Origin of the sequence: Lacrimispora sp. 210928-DFI.3.58, from assembly GCF_020554865.1 — a bacterium.
Classification (GTDB): Bacteria; Bacillota; Clostridia; order Lachnospirales; family Lachnospiraceae; genus Enterocloster.
The window spans coordinates 185,015-200,268 of record NZ_JAJCIC010000004.1 but is presented as its reverse complement, the minus strand read 5'-3'; the positions used below and the strand labels follow the sequence as shown (position 1 = coordinate 200,268).

Annotated in this window: 12 protein-coding genes; all 12 read left to right on the top strand. The window is 49.2% G+C overall.

Annotation, left to right across the window (positions count from 1 at the left end; translation table 11 throughout):
- Nucleotides 1-215: 215 nt before the first annotated feature.
- The 12 genes from LIZ87_RS04575 to LIZ87_RS04520 all read left to right on the top strand — a co-directional run bounded on the left by LIZ87_RS04575 (nucleotide 216) and on the right by LIZ87_RS04520 (nucleotide 15,145).
- The gene (locus tag LIZ87_RS04575) at nucleotides 216-1,400 is read left to right on the top strand and encodes a MalY/PatB family protein (protein ID WP_227145532.1); all 1,185 of its coding nucleotides are present in this window, start codon (nucleotides 216-218) and stop codon (nucleotides 1,398-1,400) included.
- Nucleotides 1,401-1,444: 44 nt separating this feature from the next.
- Nucleotides 1,445-3,142, top strand: coding sequence for an FAD-dependent oxidoreductase (locus LIZ87_RS04570; protein WP_227145530.1), 1,698 nt, complete (start codon nucleotides 1,445-1,447; stop codon nucleotides 3,140-3,142).
- Between the two features lie 34 nt (nucleotides 3,143-3,176).
- On the top strand, nucleotides 3,177-4,586 hold the full coding sequence (locus LIZ87_RS04565) for a cation:dicarboxylate symporter family transporter (RefSeq protein ID WP_178317360.1): 1,410 nt from the start codon (nucleotides 3,177-3,179) through the stop codon (nucleotides 4,584-4,586).
- A 195-nt stretch (nucleotides 4,587-4,781) separates the two neighbouring features.
- On the top strand, nucleotides 4,782-6,008 hold the full coding sequence (gene sstT / locus LIZ87_RS04560) for a serine/threonine transporter SstT (RefSeq protein WP_227145528.1): 1,227 nt from the start codon (nucleotides 4,782-4,784) through the stop codon (nucleotides 6,006-6,008).
- Between the two features lie 138 nt (nucleotides 6,009-6,146).
- Nucleotides 6,147-7,295 carry an aldo/keto reductase gene (locus LIZ87_RS04555; protein ID WP_227145527.1) on the top strand — a complete coding sequence of 383 codons (1,149 nt, stop codon included), beginning with the start codon at nucleotides 6,147-6,149 and terminating at the stop codon, nucleotides 7,293-7,295.
- 157 nt (nucleotides 7,296-7,452) lie between these two features.
- Nucleotides 7,453-8,286 (top strand): sugar phosphate isomerase/epimerase family protein, encoded by an 834-nt coding sequence (locus LIZ87_RS04550; RefSeq protein ID WP_227145524.1) that lies wholly within the window; start codon nucleotides 7,453-7,455, stop codon nucleotides 8,284-8,286.
- Nucleotides 8,267-10,177 carry a cache domain-containing sensor histidine kinase gene (locus tag LIZ87_RS04545; protein WP_227145522.1) on the top strand — a complete coding sequence of 637 codons (1,911 nt, stop codon included), beginning with the start codon at nucleotides 8,267-8,269 and terminating at the stop codon, nucleotides 10,175-10,177. Before LIZ87_RS04550 ends, LIZ87_RS04545 begins: the two co-directional genes overlap by 20 nt.
- Complete coding sequence (locus tag LIZ87_RS04540) at nucleotides 10,174-11,754, top strand: response regulator transcription factor (RefSeq protein ID WP_227145521.1); 1,581 nt, start codon at nucleotides 10,174-10,176, stop codon at nucleotides 11,752-11,754. The genes LIZ87_RS04545 and LIZ87_RS04540 overlap by 4 nt, the downstream gene beginning before the upstream one ends.
- 175 nt (nucleotides 11,755-11,929) lie before the next feature.
- The gene (locus tag LIZ87_RS04535) at nucleotides 11,930-12,829 is read left to right on the top strand and encodes a carbohydrate ABC transporter permease (protein WP_227145519.1); all 900 of its coding nucleotides are present in this window, start codon (nucleotides 11,930-11,932) and stop codon (nucleotides 12,827-12,829) included.
- Nucleotides 12,829-13,659 (top strand): carbohydrate ABC transporter permease, encoded by an 831-nt coding sequence (locus LIZ87_RS04530; protein ID WP_227145517.1) that lies wholly within the window; start codon nucleotides 12,829-12,831, stop codon nucleotides 13,657-13,659. Before LIZ87_RS04535 ends, LIZ87_RS04530 begins: the two co-directional genes overlap by 1 nt.
- 71 nt (nucleotides 13,660-13,730) lie before the next feature.
- Nucleotides 13,731-14,084: a hypothetical protein gene (locus LIZ87_RS04525; protein WP_227145515.1), complete on the top strand. Its 354-nt coding sequence runs from the start codon at nucleotides 13,731-13,733 to the stop codon at nucleotides 14,082-14,084.
- On the top strand, nucleotides 14,030-15,145 hold the full coding sequence (locus LIZ87_RS04520) for an ABC transporter substrate-binding protein (protein WP_227145541.1): 1,116 nt from the start codon (nucleotides 14,030-14,032) through the stop codon (nucleotides 15,143-15,145). Before LIZ87_RS04525 ends, LIZ87_RS04520 begins: the two co-directional genes overlap by 55 nt.
- Nucleotides 15,146-15,254 lie beyond the last annotated feature (109 nt).

Sequence of the window (15,254 nt, the reverse complement as noted above, 5' to 3'; positions counted from 1 at the left end):
GCGATAAATGTAGAAAAGTCCGAGCTCTCGCTCGGGACTTTGTCTACAGTCTGACTATTTTTCGGTAAAAATAGAAGTTTTATTGTAAAAATGGACAATTTTTTAGAAATATACCACAGCATATTGACAAAAAGCATAAAATAAAATATAATATTGTTCAGCTAGTGAACAATATTTAATGGCACTGGTAAATATGAGGGAAAGGTGGTAGTAAAATGGATTTTGAGAAGTTCTGTAGGGAAAACTGTGTTGAGCGAAGGGGTACGGGCACATTAAAGTGGGACTCTCTTCAGGAGATCTTCGGGGATGCAGATCTGCTTCCTTTATGGGTCGCTGATATGGAGATCCAGTCGCCTGCAGCAGTACGTGAAGCGCTGACAAAGCGTGTGGAACACGGTGTATTTGGTTACGGCAAGGTGGAAGATTCCTATTATGATGCATTTTTTGCATGGCAGAAAAAGCACCATGGCATGGATCTGGCCAAAGAGAATGTACGCTTTGCCACAGGTGTGGTAGGCTCCCTGTATGCGGCAGTGAGGGCTTACACAAAGGAAGACGCATCAGTTATTATTTGTCCTCCGGTATATTATCCATTCTATGATGCGATACTGAACACCGGAAGGAAGCTGGTAACATGCGACCTGGATAATCACGAGGGCCACTACAGCCTGGATCTTGAAAAATTTGAGAAAGAAATTGCAGATAACAATGTAGAGATGTTCATTCTGTGCTCTCCCCATAACCCAGTGTGCCGCGTATGGACAGAAGAGGAACTGGACGGCATGCTTGATGTTTGCCGCAGGCATGGAGTGCTGGTCGTATCCGATGAGATCCACCAGGATTTTGCATACGAGGAGAATCCTTTCACATCCTCCGCTGTTGTGAAGGGCGGCAAGTACCGGGATATGCTGATCATCCTGAACGCCGGATCCAAAACCTTCAATCTGGCTGGATTGATCCATTCTCACGTGATCATTTATGACAAGAAGCTGATGGAAACCTATGATGCTTATATTAAGAGCATTGGTTCTCCGGAAGTGAACCTGATGGGAATTACAGGTGTGGAGGCTGCATACCGCGGCGGCGAGGAGTGGTTTGCAAACGTAAAAGCCCTGATCCGTCACAATTATGACTATATGAAGCAGGAATTTGCCAGGGAGCTTCCCAAGATCGTGGTAACTCCTCTGGAAGGAACCTATCTGTCCTGGATCGACTTAAGGGGCTATATGGAGGGTGACAAAGTAGCAGAGTTTATCCAGAATAAATGCCGCCTGGCCTGCGATGTGGGAGAGTGGTTCAGCTTTACCGGTCATGGCTTTGTCCGCATTAACCTTGCTACGGATACAAAGAATATCAAGACTGCTGTGGAGAGGATCATCACAAACATTAAAGCATTATAATCGCCATAATCGTACTACAACTGAATTGTAAAGGAAGTGAAAACATGGGAAAACGTGTGCTTGTTGTAGGGGGAGTTGCCGGCGGTGCTTCTGCGGCAGCCAGGATCAGGCGTTTGGATGCAGAGGCATCCATCACCATATTTGAGAGGGGAGAGCATGTATCCTTCTCCAACTGTTCCCTTCCCTACTATTTGAGCAGAACTGTAGAGGACAAGGATTATCTCGTACTGATGACTCCGGAAGGCTTTAAGGCTTCCTACGATATTGACGTACGGATCAACAATGAAGTGTGCAGCATAGACCGTGCCGGAAAAAAGGTACGTGTCAGGGATCTGGCCACTGGCCGGGAATACGAAGAGTCTTATGATGAGCTGGTGTTATCTCCTGGTTCCAGTCCTATCCGTCCGAGATCCATCGAGGGGGTATCCCTGCCTCACGTGTTCACAGTGCGCAACGTAAACGATATTGTGAAGCTGGATCAATATGTGAATCTGAAGGACAGCCGTGATGTAGTTGTAGTCGGAGGCGGCTTCATTGGCCTTGAAGTGGCAGAGAACCTGAAGGAGGCCGGAAAGCATGTTTCCGTAGTGGAGGCAGCTGACCAGGTGATGGCTCCCTTTGATTACGATTTTAGCCAGATTCTGCATAAGGAGCTCTCTGATCATGGTGTGGATCTGTTTTTAGGAGATGGCGTAAAAGCGATCACAGAAGACAAGGTGATCTTAAGTTCGGAGAAGGAACTGCCGGCAGATGTGGTAGTGCTTGCCATCGGCGTGCTGCCTGAGACCGGGCTGGCAAAGGACGCCGGACTGGAGATCGGTGAAACAGGTGCGATCAAGGTGACGCCGGACTTTTGTACCAGCGATCCCCACATCTATGCAGTGGGAGATGCCATTGAGGTGTACCAGAGTCTGACCCACAAGCCGGTGAAGCTTCCCCTGGCCGGACCTGCTCTGCGCCAGGCAAGGACAGCTGCTGATGCCATGTACGGTATGCGGGGAACCAACAAAGGGGTGATCGGTTCCTGTGCAGTCCGGGTATTCGGGCTCAATGCAGCAGCCACAGGGCTGAATGAAAAGACGGCAAAGGCAAATCACATTCCCTGTGATTCGGTCTATACCATGGCGATGGATAAAGTAGGCCTGATGCCGGGCAGCTCACCGATCCATTTTAAGCTGGTATTTGAAGTGCCTACCGGAAGGATCCTGGGGGCCCAGGCCATAGGAAAGGGCAATGTGGACAAGCGTATCGATGTCATCGCTACCCTGATCGCTATGAACGGCACTCTGGAGGACTTAAAGGAACTGGAGCTTTGCTATTCTCCTGTGTTTGGCACAGCAAGAGATGTGGTCAATCTGGCTGCACTGGTAGGCCTGAATGTTCTGCATGGCGTGTTCAAGCAGGTTCATGTGAGCGAGGTCAGAGGATTGGTGGAGAGCGGCGCCTGCATCATAGATGTGAGAACGCCTGAGGAATTTGAGATGGGCCACCTTGTGGGCGCGGTTAATATCCCGCTGGGGCAGATCAGGCAGAGGACTTCCGAGATCCCCAAAGACCGTCCGGTATATTTACACTGCAGGACCAGCCAGAGAAGCTATAACGCCATCATGGCATTAAAGGGCTGCGGCTTTGACAACATTTTCAATATTTCCGGATCATTTTTGGGAATAAGCTGTTATGAATACTTTACAGATATGACAACTGGACGAGACAAAATACTTACAGAATATAACTTTATGTAGCTGAAGATTAAAACAAAAGAAAAGGAGTCGGGGTATGGAAAGCGTATTTTTTAAACAATTTTTAATGATAAGCGATATTAAGACCATTGTTTTTCTGGCTGTTCTTACAGCTCTGTTTTATCTGATCCATGTTTTATATCATAAAAAACATATGGATTTCGCAGTAGTAGTTATGATTGGTACAGGCCTTGGCCTGGTACTGGGCCTGGCGATCCAATTCGTTGCCGGATTCCCGGATGCTCCCATGGATGTTGCATTCGTGGCAGAGACTACCACCTGGTTTGCAATGGTCGGAAACGGCTACATTAACCTGATCAAGATGATCGTGGTTCCGCTGGTTATGGTCTCTATCATGCAGGTTATCATCAACATGCAGCAGGGCAAGACCATGGGCCTGCTGGTGAAGAAGACCATCGCTGTCACCATGGGTATGGTTGCGATCGCTTCTGTGACAGGCGTTACTATCGGCATGCTGTTTGGTGTAGGCAAGGGCGCCACCCTGGTAGAAGAGGGAACTGCAACAGCAAAGGATATCACTCCTGTAGCTACCACCATCAAGAACCTGATCCCGGGCAACATTGTCGGAGCAATGGTAGACAGCAACATCATCGGACTGGTTATTTTCTCTGCGTTCCTTGGTCTGGCGATCTGGTGGATCAACTATGAGAGCAAAGAGGCCGCAAAGCCATTATATGACCTGATCAATGCAGCTCACAAGGCAATGATCAATATGGCCCTGCTGATCCTGGATTATATGCCATGGGCAGTTATGGCCCTGCTGGCAAATACGATCGCTCAGAGAGGCCTGTCCTCCATCCTTGAGGTTGGTAAGTTTATCATTGCACTTTACATTGCAGCCGCTGTACAGTTTACCATCCAGCTGATCCTGCTGGCAGTGCATGGTCTGAATCCTGTGACCTATATGAAGAAGTCCTATGCTACCATGCTGATGGCATTTACATCCCGTTCCAGCGTTGGCTGCCTTCCTATGACAATTGAGACTCTGACAAAGAAGCTGGGCGTTGATCAGGGTACTGCAAGCTTTGTAGCTGGTTTCGGTACCACCGCCGGTATGCAGGGCTGTGCAGGTATTTTCCCATCTCTGCTCATCATCTATGTATGCAATGTAACAGGAACTCCGATCGATGTCACCATGATCGTAATGACGATCTTCGTTGTAACCATTGGTTCCTTAGGTATCGCCGGTATCCCAGGTACTGCAACCATGGCAGCTTCCGTAGGCCTGTCCGGTGTAGGTATGGGCGCACAGTTTGCAATGGTTAGCCCGATCCTGGCCATCGACCCGATCATCGACATGCCAAGAACCATGCTGAACGTAACAGGTTCCCTGACCAATGCACTTGTGGTAGACAAGCACATGGGAAGCCTGAATGAGACAGCTTACAATGATATGAGCCTGCATCAGCAGGAGAAGAGGGCATAAGGCAAAGGGCCTTGATGCCGGCAGAAACATGAGATCATAGGATCTGCCCCGGATGTGTTTGGATTTTCAAGGAAATTCAGGCTTGTCCGGGGCTTCCTTTTTTGTTGACAAAATGCCTGATTTTCAATATACTTTTTTATGTTGCATTATCAAGGGAAAGCAATAGAATAAACGAAGGAAAAAGAGGGATTTAAGATGAAAGAGATGATTCTCAAATGGAACTGTTTGAGCCTCATTGTACGCATTGTGATCGGCATGGCCATCGGTGCGGCATTGGGACTGGCTGTTCCGCAGGTTACTGTGATCGCGATCTTGGGAAGTGTATTTGTGGGGGCCCTGAAGGCGATCGCGCCAATCCTGGTATTTGTACTGGTCATGAGCGCATTGGCAAATGCAAATGTGGGTATCGGAAGCCGTTTCCGCACGGTTATTTTTTTGTATATGCTGAGCACGCTGCTGGCAGCCATTGTGGCAGTGGCAGGCAGCTTTCTCTTCCCGGTCACCATACGTCTTGATGTGGCGGCAGCCACCAACACTCCTCCGGGAGGACTGGGAGAGGTTCTGTCCAACCTGATCACCAACATGGTATCTAACCCGGTGAGCGCACTGGCAGGTGCGAACTATATCGGAATCCTGTTCTGGGCCATCATTTTTGGCCTGGGCCTTAAGAAGCTTGCAAAACAGGAGACTCTGAAGGTGATCTCCGATCTGGCGGAGGTGGTCTCCCAGGCAGTCCGCTGGGTGATCCAGCTTGCGCCTTTTGGAATCCTGGGACTGGTATTTGAGACTGTTTCTGAAAATGGTCTCGGCATTTTTTATGAGTATGGCCGTCTGCTGGCTCTGCTGGTTGGCTGTATGTTTGTGGTTGCACTGGTGGTGGATCCGCTGATCGCAGCCATTTTCCTGAAGCGCAATCCGTATCCGCTGGTACTGCGCTGTCTGAAGGAGAGCGGTGTGACTGCCTTTTTCACCAGAAGCTCTGCAGCGAATATCCCTGTGAATATGGCTCTCTGTGAGCGTTTGGGGATGGATCGGGATTTCTATTCCGTATCGATCCCGCTGGGTGCGACCATCAATATGGACGGTGCAGCCATCACGATCACAGTTATGGCACTGACTGTGGCCCATACTCTGGGAATGGAGGTAGATATCGCATCCGCAATCTTCTTAAGCGTGCTGGCAACCCTGGGCGCCTGCGGCGCATCCGGCGTGGCAGGAGGCTCCCTGCTTCTGATCCCCATGGCCTGTGCTCTCTTTGGCATCAGCAATGATATTGCTATGCAGGCAGTGGCAGTTGGCTTTATCATCGGTGTGGTGCAGGACTCTGTGGAGACGGCGTTAAATTCCAGCGGGGACGTGATGTTTGCGGCAACTGCGGAATTCTATGACAGGATGAAGCGCGGGGAAAAGGTGGAATTTTAAAAGGCGGCTAAGAGGCTGCCGCCTTCGCATAAGCTTTATGAGATAGTAGGTGACATTTGCCTCGAAAATGGTAGAGGAGCAAAGATCAAGACATGACAGCTCCAAAGAGAAAAAGAGCTGGTAATAGGCGGAGGTTATATGAATTATCGGAAGCTGGGAAATACAGGGCTTATGGTAAGCGAGATCGGTATGGGCTGCGAGGGCTTTGAAGAGGATCAGTGCAGGAATACCATGAGGCTCTTTGATGCGGCAGAAAGGCTGGGGATCAACTATTTTGACCTTTACACTTCCAATCCTGAGGTGCGGTCCAGCGTGGGGAAGGCCTTAAAGGGGAGGAGAGATCGATTTATCATCCAGTCCCATGTCTGTTCTGTGTGGAAGGATGGGCAGTATAAGCGCACCAGGGAGATCCATGACGTAAAGGCTGGCGTGGAGGAGATGATGTCCCTCTTGGAGACCGGCTATGTTGATGTGGGGATGATCCACTATGTGGATTCCCTGGAGGATTGGAGGGTGATCACGGAAGGCCCCGTGCTTCCCTATGTGCTGGAGTTAAAGAAAGAGGGGATCATCCGTCATGTCGGCCTCAGCAGCCACAATTCTCAGGTGGCGCTTAAGGCAGTAAAAAGCGGCTTCATCGAGGTGCTGATGTTCAGCGTGAACCCCTGCTATGACCTGCAGCCGGCAAGCGAGGATGTCAATGCCCTCTGGGATGAGAAAAATTATAAAGAACCGTTAGTAAATATGGATCCGGAGCGCCAGGAATTATATGAAACCTGCCAGAGGCAGGGAGTGGGAGTGACCGTGATGAAGGCCTTTGGCGGCGGCGATCTCCTGGATGAAAGGCTGTCTCCGGCAGGCAGGGCGCTGACGCCTTACCAGTGCCTGCACTATGCCTTAACACGCCCTGGCGTGGCGACGGTCCTGGCAGGGGCTCATTCTGTGGAGCAGCTGGAGGCCAGCGCATCCTATGAGACAGCCTCCGATGAGGAGAAGGATTACGCCATGGCATTTGCCGCCTTCCCCAAGATCAGCTGGAAGGGCCACTGCATGTACTGCAGCCACTGCGCTCCCTGTCCTAAGCAGATCGATGTGGCGTCAGTGACAAAGTTCCTCAACCTGGCAAGGGCCCAGGGAGGGGTGCCGGAGACCGTCAGGGAGCATTACGAGGTCCTGCCGCACCACGCAGGAGAGTGCATCCGCTGCGGAGCCTGCGAGACCCGCTGCCCATTTGGGGTGGGGATCATGGAGAATATGAGGCAGGCGAGGGAGCTGTTCGGAAAGTAGAAAGATAAAAGAATACCGGGCCAAAGATGGATTTTATAACATGTCAATAAAATCCACCTTTGGCCCGGTATTTTTAGTTAACCTGACTGAAAAAATACTGGATAATGGAGAAAAATCTCAATATGTATTATTCTATTATTCAGGAGGGGAAAGGATTATGATAATAGCAACAACGGGAAGCTTGCAGGCGGGGCCCAATGCCCCTATTGTTTACCGTGGAAGATATGAGGACATTTTTCCTATGATGGCAGAGGACGGGTATCATGGAGTTGAGCTGCATATCCGGGATTCGAGGGAGATTGACAGGGGAATTCTGGCAGAGCAGCTGAAGCAAAATTATCTGACCTTGACATCTATCGGTACAGGAGCCGCTTATGGAGCGTGGCATCTGAATATTGCAGACCATGATGCTGCTGTGAGAAGGAGGGCCATTGAGTGTCTGAGGGAGCATATGATCACGGTAAGCCCCTATCATGGGCTGGTCATCATAGGCTCTATGCAGGGACGCTTCCGGGATGCGGGCTCCCCGGAGGAATTCGTGGGCAATGTGGAGGAAAGCCTGTACGCTCTGGACCGGCTGGCAGAGCAGTATGATGTGACCATCGGCTATGAGATCATGAACCATTATGAGAGTGATTTCCTCTTCAACATAAAGAGCGGTGTCCATTTTATGGAGGGGCATTCCTTCAAGCGGATCGGTCTCCATATTGATACGGTACACATGAATATTGATGAAAGCGATCTGGGAAACGCGATCCGGGAGGCGGGAGTCTGGGTGAAGCATGTACACATTGCGGACAATGATCGATATTATCCGGGCCATGGGCATATGAATTTCCGGGAGATTTTACAGGGGCTTAAGGATATCCGCTATGAGGGAGCGCTGGCCTTAGAAACCTTCTGCAGGCCGGAGAGCAGGATTTGCGGGAGGAAATCCCTTACCTATTTAAATTTTATGATGGAGGAGGTTTATGGCAAAGAAGAGGAATGATAAATTTATCAGCATAGGTCAAAAAATCATATTTGACGTCACAATGTCCATGATCCTGTTCAGCGTGGTATTTTCACTGTTCGTGTATTCCTCCATGAGGAATAATGCATTGAAACGCTATGAGCAGCAGGCGGTTATTGATACAAGAGTTTCAGGGAACAACATTGATCATTATATTAGCAGCATGATAACAGCCACAAGATCCGTTTATATCAATCATCCTTTGATGGCATTTCTGAAAAACCACCACAGCCAAAGGGATCTGGAGGATAATGAGGCGCGTATTACCGAATATTTTAAGTCCATCTATTATGCTTCCACAGCTGCATCGCAGATCTGTCTGGTGATGCCTCATGAAAATCTTTCGATCCTCTATGAGCCGAGGCTGCTGAAATTTTCCAGCGCCGGGATCAATAGCAGAATGGATACCCCTGACATGCAGAGCTTCCATGAAATCTATGTGGAGCCAACTCATATAAAAACGGATTATGGACACAATATTCCTTCCATGGAGATGTATCCGGCAAACGAGCAGGTGATCACGGTATGGCTTCCGATCTCCGACCTCCCCGCAGATCCGAAGCCCATTGCGTATCTGGCTATTGACCTGCCCATCTCCTTTATTACAGAGAACTGCAGCGTGATCAATACAGAGGAGGAAACGGTGTACGTGATCGACAGGGAGAATACGATCATTGCCTCCAGTAATCCGGAAGTTCAAATGGATAGCTTTCTGGAATACTATCCGTGGTACTGCAGGGCGGATGAGAACGGTGTTATGGTACGCCATAAGAACCTGCTTTTCACGGAAACCCAGATCAATTCCAGCTATTTTGACTGGAGCGTCATCAAGGCTGCTCCGGATAAGAGCGTCTATGCCCTGACTACCGCCCAGATGATCTCCATCCTGATGCTGTTTGGAGCCCTGGCTGCTGTGTTTTTGATCCTGATTTCCGTACGGCTTCTGAAATATGTCAATTCCATCCGGCAGATCACAACGTATATGGAGAAGGAGAGGGAAAGCCGGAGCTGGGATCAGGACCGGAAGATCAGCGATTATATCAGCTATCATGAAAATGATGAGATCGGATCTCTGATCGATTCGTACCAGCGGCTGATGGATTCCTTAAAGGAGCATGCGATCCAGAAATATGAGCTGAAGCTGGCTTACATGAAATCAGAGCTTCGGACAATGCAGGCTCAGATCAATCCGCATTTTATTTATAATGTCATCCAGTGCTTTGCAACCAACGCCCTCAAGGATCATAATCTGAAGCAGTACCAGATGATCTCCTCCTTTGGCCAGATGCTTCACTATGCCATGGTCTTAGAGCCGCCTATGGTATCGGCAGATAAGGAGATCGAGTATATCAAGCGCTACATTGCACTGCAGCAGATGCGATTTGAACAGCAGCTTACGATGATCTACGAGGCCGGGCCGGGAAGCGCTGACTTTAAGATTCCTAAAATGTCCATCCAGCCGCTGATCGAAAATTCCATCACTCACGGAAATCTTATGAGAAAGAGCGGAAGTGTGATCAAACTGGAGATCAATATGATGGAAAGCGGCTTCCATTTGCTGATAAAGGATAACGGCATCCCTGTGGCAGATGATACAGTCAGGCAGATATGCTGCAAAATGGATCAGATCAGGGAAAAGCTGTTACATCAGAATGGTTCGGCAGAGAAAAAGCAGGTGGCAGCGTTGGAATACTCCGTCAGAGAAGATGAGAACCATAATCACTTTATTGGAATCGAAAACGTGTTTTCACGGCTGTTGTTGAGCTTTGGAAGCTGTGATTTCCAAATATACGCAAATAATATTGGCGGGACCAGTGTGGAGTTTGCAGTTCCGCTAAAGGCAAAGCCTTTCCGGGAGGTGGAAGAATGAAGGTATTGATCGTAGATGATGAGAGCCATGTAAGAGATGCAATACAGCTGCTGCTTCCATGGGACAGCCTGGGGTTTGATACGGTCCTGACATCGGAGAGCGTTGACGAGGCTGTTCAGATGATCCAGGAGGAGAGGCCGGAGCTTGCCATTGTGGATGTGGTGATCGGGCCAGTGTTTGGCATGGATATTATGAACTACATTAATGACCGGAAGCTGAACACAAAGGTAGTCGTGATTTCAGGCCACGATGATTTTCAATATGTGCGCGCCATGTTTATCCTTGGAGCTCTGGAATACCTGCTAAAGCCCATTGAGCAGGACAAGCTCCGGGAGGCCGTGGAGAAGGCTGTCTCCCAGCTTCATAGCGGGCCGGAGGCTGAGGAGGAATTTGCAGTGGATAAGCAGTTTAAGCAGGTATCGCCGGATTATCGGCATGGGCTTCTGCGCAAATTATTCCGGCCTGAGCTTTCCGCCAGGGCATACGATGAGCTCTGCCGGATATCCCAGGGATTTCAGTCCGTTGACCGCTGCAGGATCCTGCACTGTACGGGCAGCACGCTTTCTGTCCACCAGGAGGGCTATATGCTGAAGGTGAGCCGTCTTGTCAATAAAATGCAGGAAAAGCTGGAGGCAGAGGAGAAGGGAACTGTGTTTCAGAATATGAAGCCCTCCATGGATATTGTGATCCTGATCTATGGAACTGGAAGGATGGATTTTGATCAGGAGATTCTTGCTCTGAAAAAGCTGGCAGTCAGCGAAAACTGTATGATCAATCTGGGCTGCAGCCGGATCCATAACTTCCCGGAGAAGCTGGAACAGGCATGGGAGGAGGCCAGAGTGGCGGCGGATCATATTGCCGGTACAGGTATTTTTTCTGTGAGGGAATATGAGCAGGGAATGCACAGGCTCCATTTGAAGGGAAACCTCCAGATGGAAAATGCCCTGCTCTCCGCGGTGATCTTGGGGAACATTGTGTCTGTGGAGGAGAGGCTCGGCATGTGGGGGGAGGCAGTTATGGACGGCCAGCCCCGCACAGTGGGCCTTCTGCGCAATCTTTGGGAGAGCTTTTTCCAGATGTACAGAAAGTGGGAAAATGCTGCTGAGACCGCAGATGAAGAGATCCTTTTAAGCGGGACGGAGAAAAATTTTGGAGATGTCCTGATCGGGGGCTCCTGGGATGGCGTCCTGAACAGGATGTATCAATATTTTTTAAAGAGTACGGCAGAGCTTATGGAGAGCAGGAAGCAGATTTTAAACGCCTCAGGGATGATGCCGAAGGTAGTGGATTTTCTTGAGCTCAATTATATGAGGAGGCTTTCGCAGCAGGAGTGTGCAGACTATTTTCATATGAATAAGGACTACTTAAGCAGAGCATTTAAAAAACATACCGGGATCGGGATGGCAAAATACCTGAACAATATCAGGATCAGAAAAGCACAGGAATTATTAAAATCCACGGACCTGCAGGTCATGGAGATCGCAGATCAGGTGGGATATTTTGATTCCAAATATTTTTCACGGCAGTTCAAGCTGGCAACAGGCATGACGCCGGCGCAATACCGTCAGGAAGCGTAAGGATTTACAGGCAGATCTCAAAAAATATGGCCTCCAAAAGGTCAAAATAATCCCCCTTCAAGTCAAAAATGTATGTACGAATAGAAAGGTGAGAGTGGTAATATATCACCATGGCAAAGGAAAATACACCTGCTATTTCGTTAAAATGACTGCAGAGAAGGGGGATTATTTTATTATGAATAAAAAAATACGCATAAAGCGGAGGGTCAAGCTGGGAACAATTGGTGATTATGCCTTGTTTGTTGGACCGACCATGCTGCTGTTTACGCTGCTGTTCCTCATCCCCCTGGTAAGCGAGATATTCTATTCCTTTACAAACTGGAACGGCATTGATCCGACCTTCAAGTTTATGGGGATCAAAAATTACCTCAGGGCAGTGAAGGATGATACATACTGGGTCTCCTTCTGGTTTACGATCAAGTTTTCCGCCTTTGTCGTGATCATCTCCAATTTGGTCGGCTTTGCATGGGCCTATGTCCTTTCAGGGGACATCCCCTATAAGAACTTCTGGCGGGCTCTGATCTATGCCCCCAGGATCATCGGCGGCGTGGTGCTCGGCTTTCTGTGGAGATTTATCTTCCAGAACGTGTTCGTCCAGTTTGGCCAGTGGAGCGGGATCAGCTGGTTCTCACAGCAGTGGTTTACCACACCGGAATCCTCCTTCTGGGCTCTGGTGATCGTTATGACCTGGTCCCTTTCCGGTTATCTGATGATCATTTATAATTCTGGTCTGGCAGCGATTTCCAAGGATTATTATGAGGCGGCAACCGTGGATGGGGCTTCTAAGTGGACGACTCTGAAATCCATCACGATTCCGCTGTTAAAGGGAACAACCACAAGATGCCTGTTTATTGCGATCAACTGGGCAATGCTCCTCTATGACACGAACATTTCACTTACCAACGGCAACCCCTACAGAACATCGGAGGGCGTGATGATGAATATCTATGCAACGGCCTTTCGGAGCAATCAGATCGCTTACGGCGCAGCGAAGTCCGTGCTGTTTATCATTGTACTGCTGGCAGTTTCCTTTGGACAGTTGAAATTAACTTCCAGAAATGAGGTGAGCTTATAATGAAACGGAATAAAACAATAAGAACACTTCTGGCGCTGGCGTTTATTGTTTTCAGCTGTTCCCTGGTGCTTATACCCCTGTATTTTACAGTGTTAAACTCATTTAAACCATATTCGGAGATTGCTGCAAATATTGCGGCGCTTCCGAAGAACGTTACTCTGGGTAATTTTGCAGAGGCATGGGAGCGGCTGCATTATCCGAGGGTGCTGGCAAATACACTGATCATCACTGTGTTCTCGGCAGTCGGGATTGTGATCTTAAGCGGAATGTCGGGGTATTGGATCACGAGACACAGCAACTGGTTTACAAGGCTCTGCTTTGTGCTGATCCTCTGCGGCATGAGTGTGCCCTTTCAATGCATCATGATCACTTTTGCTAAGATGATCGGTCTGTTGAAGCTGGGAAACCGCTATCTGGGAGTTATCATAAGCAACTGGACATTTTCACTGCCGATGTCCGTATTCCTGGTTACCGGCGCAGTCAAGTCACTGCCCATTGAAATCGAGGAGTCAGCAGTGATTGACGGATGTACGCCGATAAGCCTGTATTGGAGGATCGTATTCCCGCTTACAAAGGGAACCATGTTTACGATCGTCTCTCTTGAGGTGCTGAAGTATTGGAATAACTACCTGATGACACAGTTTATCCTGACAAAGCCTCAGATGAGGACAATTCAGATCGCTATGATGTCGCTGTTCAATGAAGCCCTGTTCTCATGGGATGTTGCGGTAGCGGCCGTTACACTGTCTATCCTGCCGCTGTTTATCTTCTTTGTGATTGCGCAGAAGCAGGTGTTAAGCAGCGCCACAGTGGGGGCAGTAAAGGGCTAAAAGCAGAAATATAGATTTGAGTGATCAAATTTATAAATAAAAGAGGATCTAAACGAAAGGAGAAATGGATTATGAAAAAAAGAAGAGTGATGGCATTGTTTATGGCGGCAGCCATGGCAGCAACCGGCATGACGGGATGCGGTTCTTCTGAAAGCGCAACACCAACGGCAGCTGAAACAGCCGCTGAGACTGCAGCAGCTGAAAAGGGGGAGGCCGCTGCAGAGACGTCTGCAGGAGAAGCAGAGGGAGCGGCAATTGATGTGAAGAGCCTTCCGGCTGGTTCTGTAGATCTTTCCATTATGATGCCTTTGGGACAGTGGACAGACAATTTCGACATCCTGATCGATGCGTATAGGCAGAGCATCCTGAGATCGGTGAGATCACGGCTACCTTCCCGAGCTCTGACAAGTACGATGACCTTCTGATCTCCGCACTCTCCGCAGGTGAGCTGCCCAACATCATCAATCTCGGATACGGCATCAGAAGGCAGGATTGGTGGCAGTACTGTGAAGATTTAAGCACTGGCTGTGAGGCCTACAACATGCTGACAGCAGACCAGATCGCAAATGGTACAAATGGCGATTACGGTATGCTGGTTATGCCGGTATACATGGAAGGAACGGGAATCCTCTATAATACCCGTATTCTGGAGGAAGCCGGCTGGGATCACACGCCGCAGACCAGAGATGAGCTCCTTCAGTATTGTAAGGATCTGGACGCAAAGGGAATCCAGCCCTTTATGCTTCCATGGGCAGAGGTTTATCTGAACCTGTTCAACAATGTAGGCAACTACTGGCTGCTTAACAAACCGGACGGCGGCAAGGAGACACTGGCTAAGCTGATGGCAGGGGAGGATGTTGACCTTGCAAATGATCCTGAGATGACAGAGCTGTTGGATACCTATGAGCAGATCCTGATCCCATATGCACAGGAGGGCGCTGTTTCCGCAGATAAGTGGACCTGCCGCAATGCATTCTTTGCGGAGGAGTGCGCAATGCTAGTGGGCGAAGGCTCCTATGAGACACCCAATATCCAGAATGCAAATCCGGCGCTGCTTGACTATGTGAAGCAGGATATCCTTCCGGTTTCCAATGATGCGGCTAAGAATAAGATGGCAATTGCAACCATCTCTGCCAGCGTTACAAAGAATGATGATCCAAACAAGGTTGCCTGCGCAAAGGATTTCTTAAGCTATATTGTGTCCTCTGACGCCGCAAGGATCTGGCACCAGGAGACTATGGGCAGCCCGACCTCTATCCAGGGTCTGGAGGTATCTGAGGCACTGCCGTCGATCGCAAAGGATGTAATTGATATGTGTGCAGCAGGCAGAGGCGTTGAGAACATCTTCGTATACATGCCGTCCTCCATTTACACTGATATGCAGGAAAACTGGGCGAAATATGTGGCAGGCGCTCAGACCAGAGAGCAGTTCCTGGAAAGATACCAGCAGATCTTTAAGGACTACAGCGAAGGTATTTACGGCTAAACCTGTATGCGCCCGGCGGACGGGAACGGATCATGAAGGTCTGGCGGGCGCATATTGTATCCCTTAATTCATGCCGCCTATCCGGCGGCGGAGTTTTTTGAAAAAAGAA

Excerpts from the sequence above, each read along its gene's own strand:
- LIZ87_RS04575 (WP_227145532.1), top strand. The coding sequence starts at position 216 with ATGGATTTTGAGAAGTTCTGTAGGGAAAACTGTGTTGAGCGAAGGGGT.
- LIZ87_RS04570 (WP_227145530.1), top strand. The coding sequence starts at position 1,445 with ATGGGAAAACGTGTGCTTGTTGTAGGGGGAGTTGCCGGCGGTGCTTCT.
- LIZ87_RS04565 (WP_178317360.1), top strand. The coding sequence starts at position 3,177 with ATGGAAAGCGTATTTTTTAAACAATTTTTAATGATAAGCGATATTAAG.
- sstT (WP_227145528.1), top strand. The coding sequence starts at position 4,782 with ATGAAAGAGATGATTCTCAAATGGAACTGTTTGAGCCTCATTGTACGC.
- LIZ87_RS04555 (WP_227145527.1), top strand. The coding sequence starts at position 6,147 with ATGAATTATCGGAAGCTGGGAAATACAGGGCTTATGGTAAGCGAGATC.
- LIZ87_RS04550 (WP_227145524.1), top strand. The coding sequence starts at position 7,453 with ATGATAATAGCAACAACGGGAAGCTTGCAGGCGGGGCCCAATGCCCCT.
- LIZ87_RS04545 (WP_227145522.1), top strand. The coding sequence starts at position 8,267 with ATGGCAAAGAAGAGGAATGATAAATTTATCAGCATAGGTCAAAAAATC.
- LIZ87_RS04540 (WP_227145521.1), top strand. The coding sequence starts at position 10,174 with ATGAAGGTATTGATCGTAGATGATGAGAGCCATGTAAGAGATGCAATA.
- LIZ87_RS04535 (WP_227145519.1), top strand. The coding sequence starts at position 11,930 with ATGAATAAAAAAATACGCATAAAGCGGAGGGTCAAGCTGGGAACAATT.
- LIZ87_RS04530 (WP_227145517.1), top strand. The coding sequence starts at position 12,829 with ATGAAACGGAATAAAACAATAAGAACACTTCTGGCGCTGGCGTTTATT.
- LIZ87_RS04525 (WP_227145515.1), top strand. The coding sequence starts at position 13,731 with ATGAAAAAAAGAAGAGTGATGGCATTGTTTATGGCGGCAGCCATGGCA.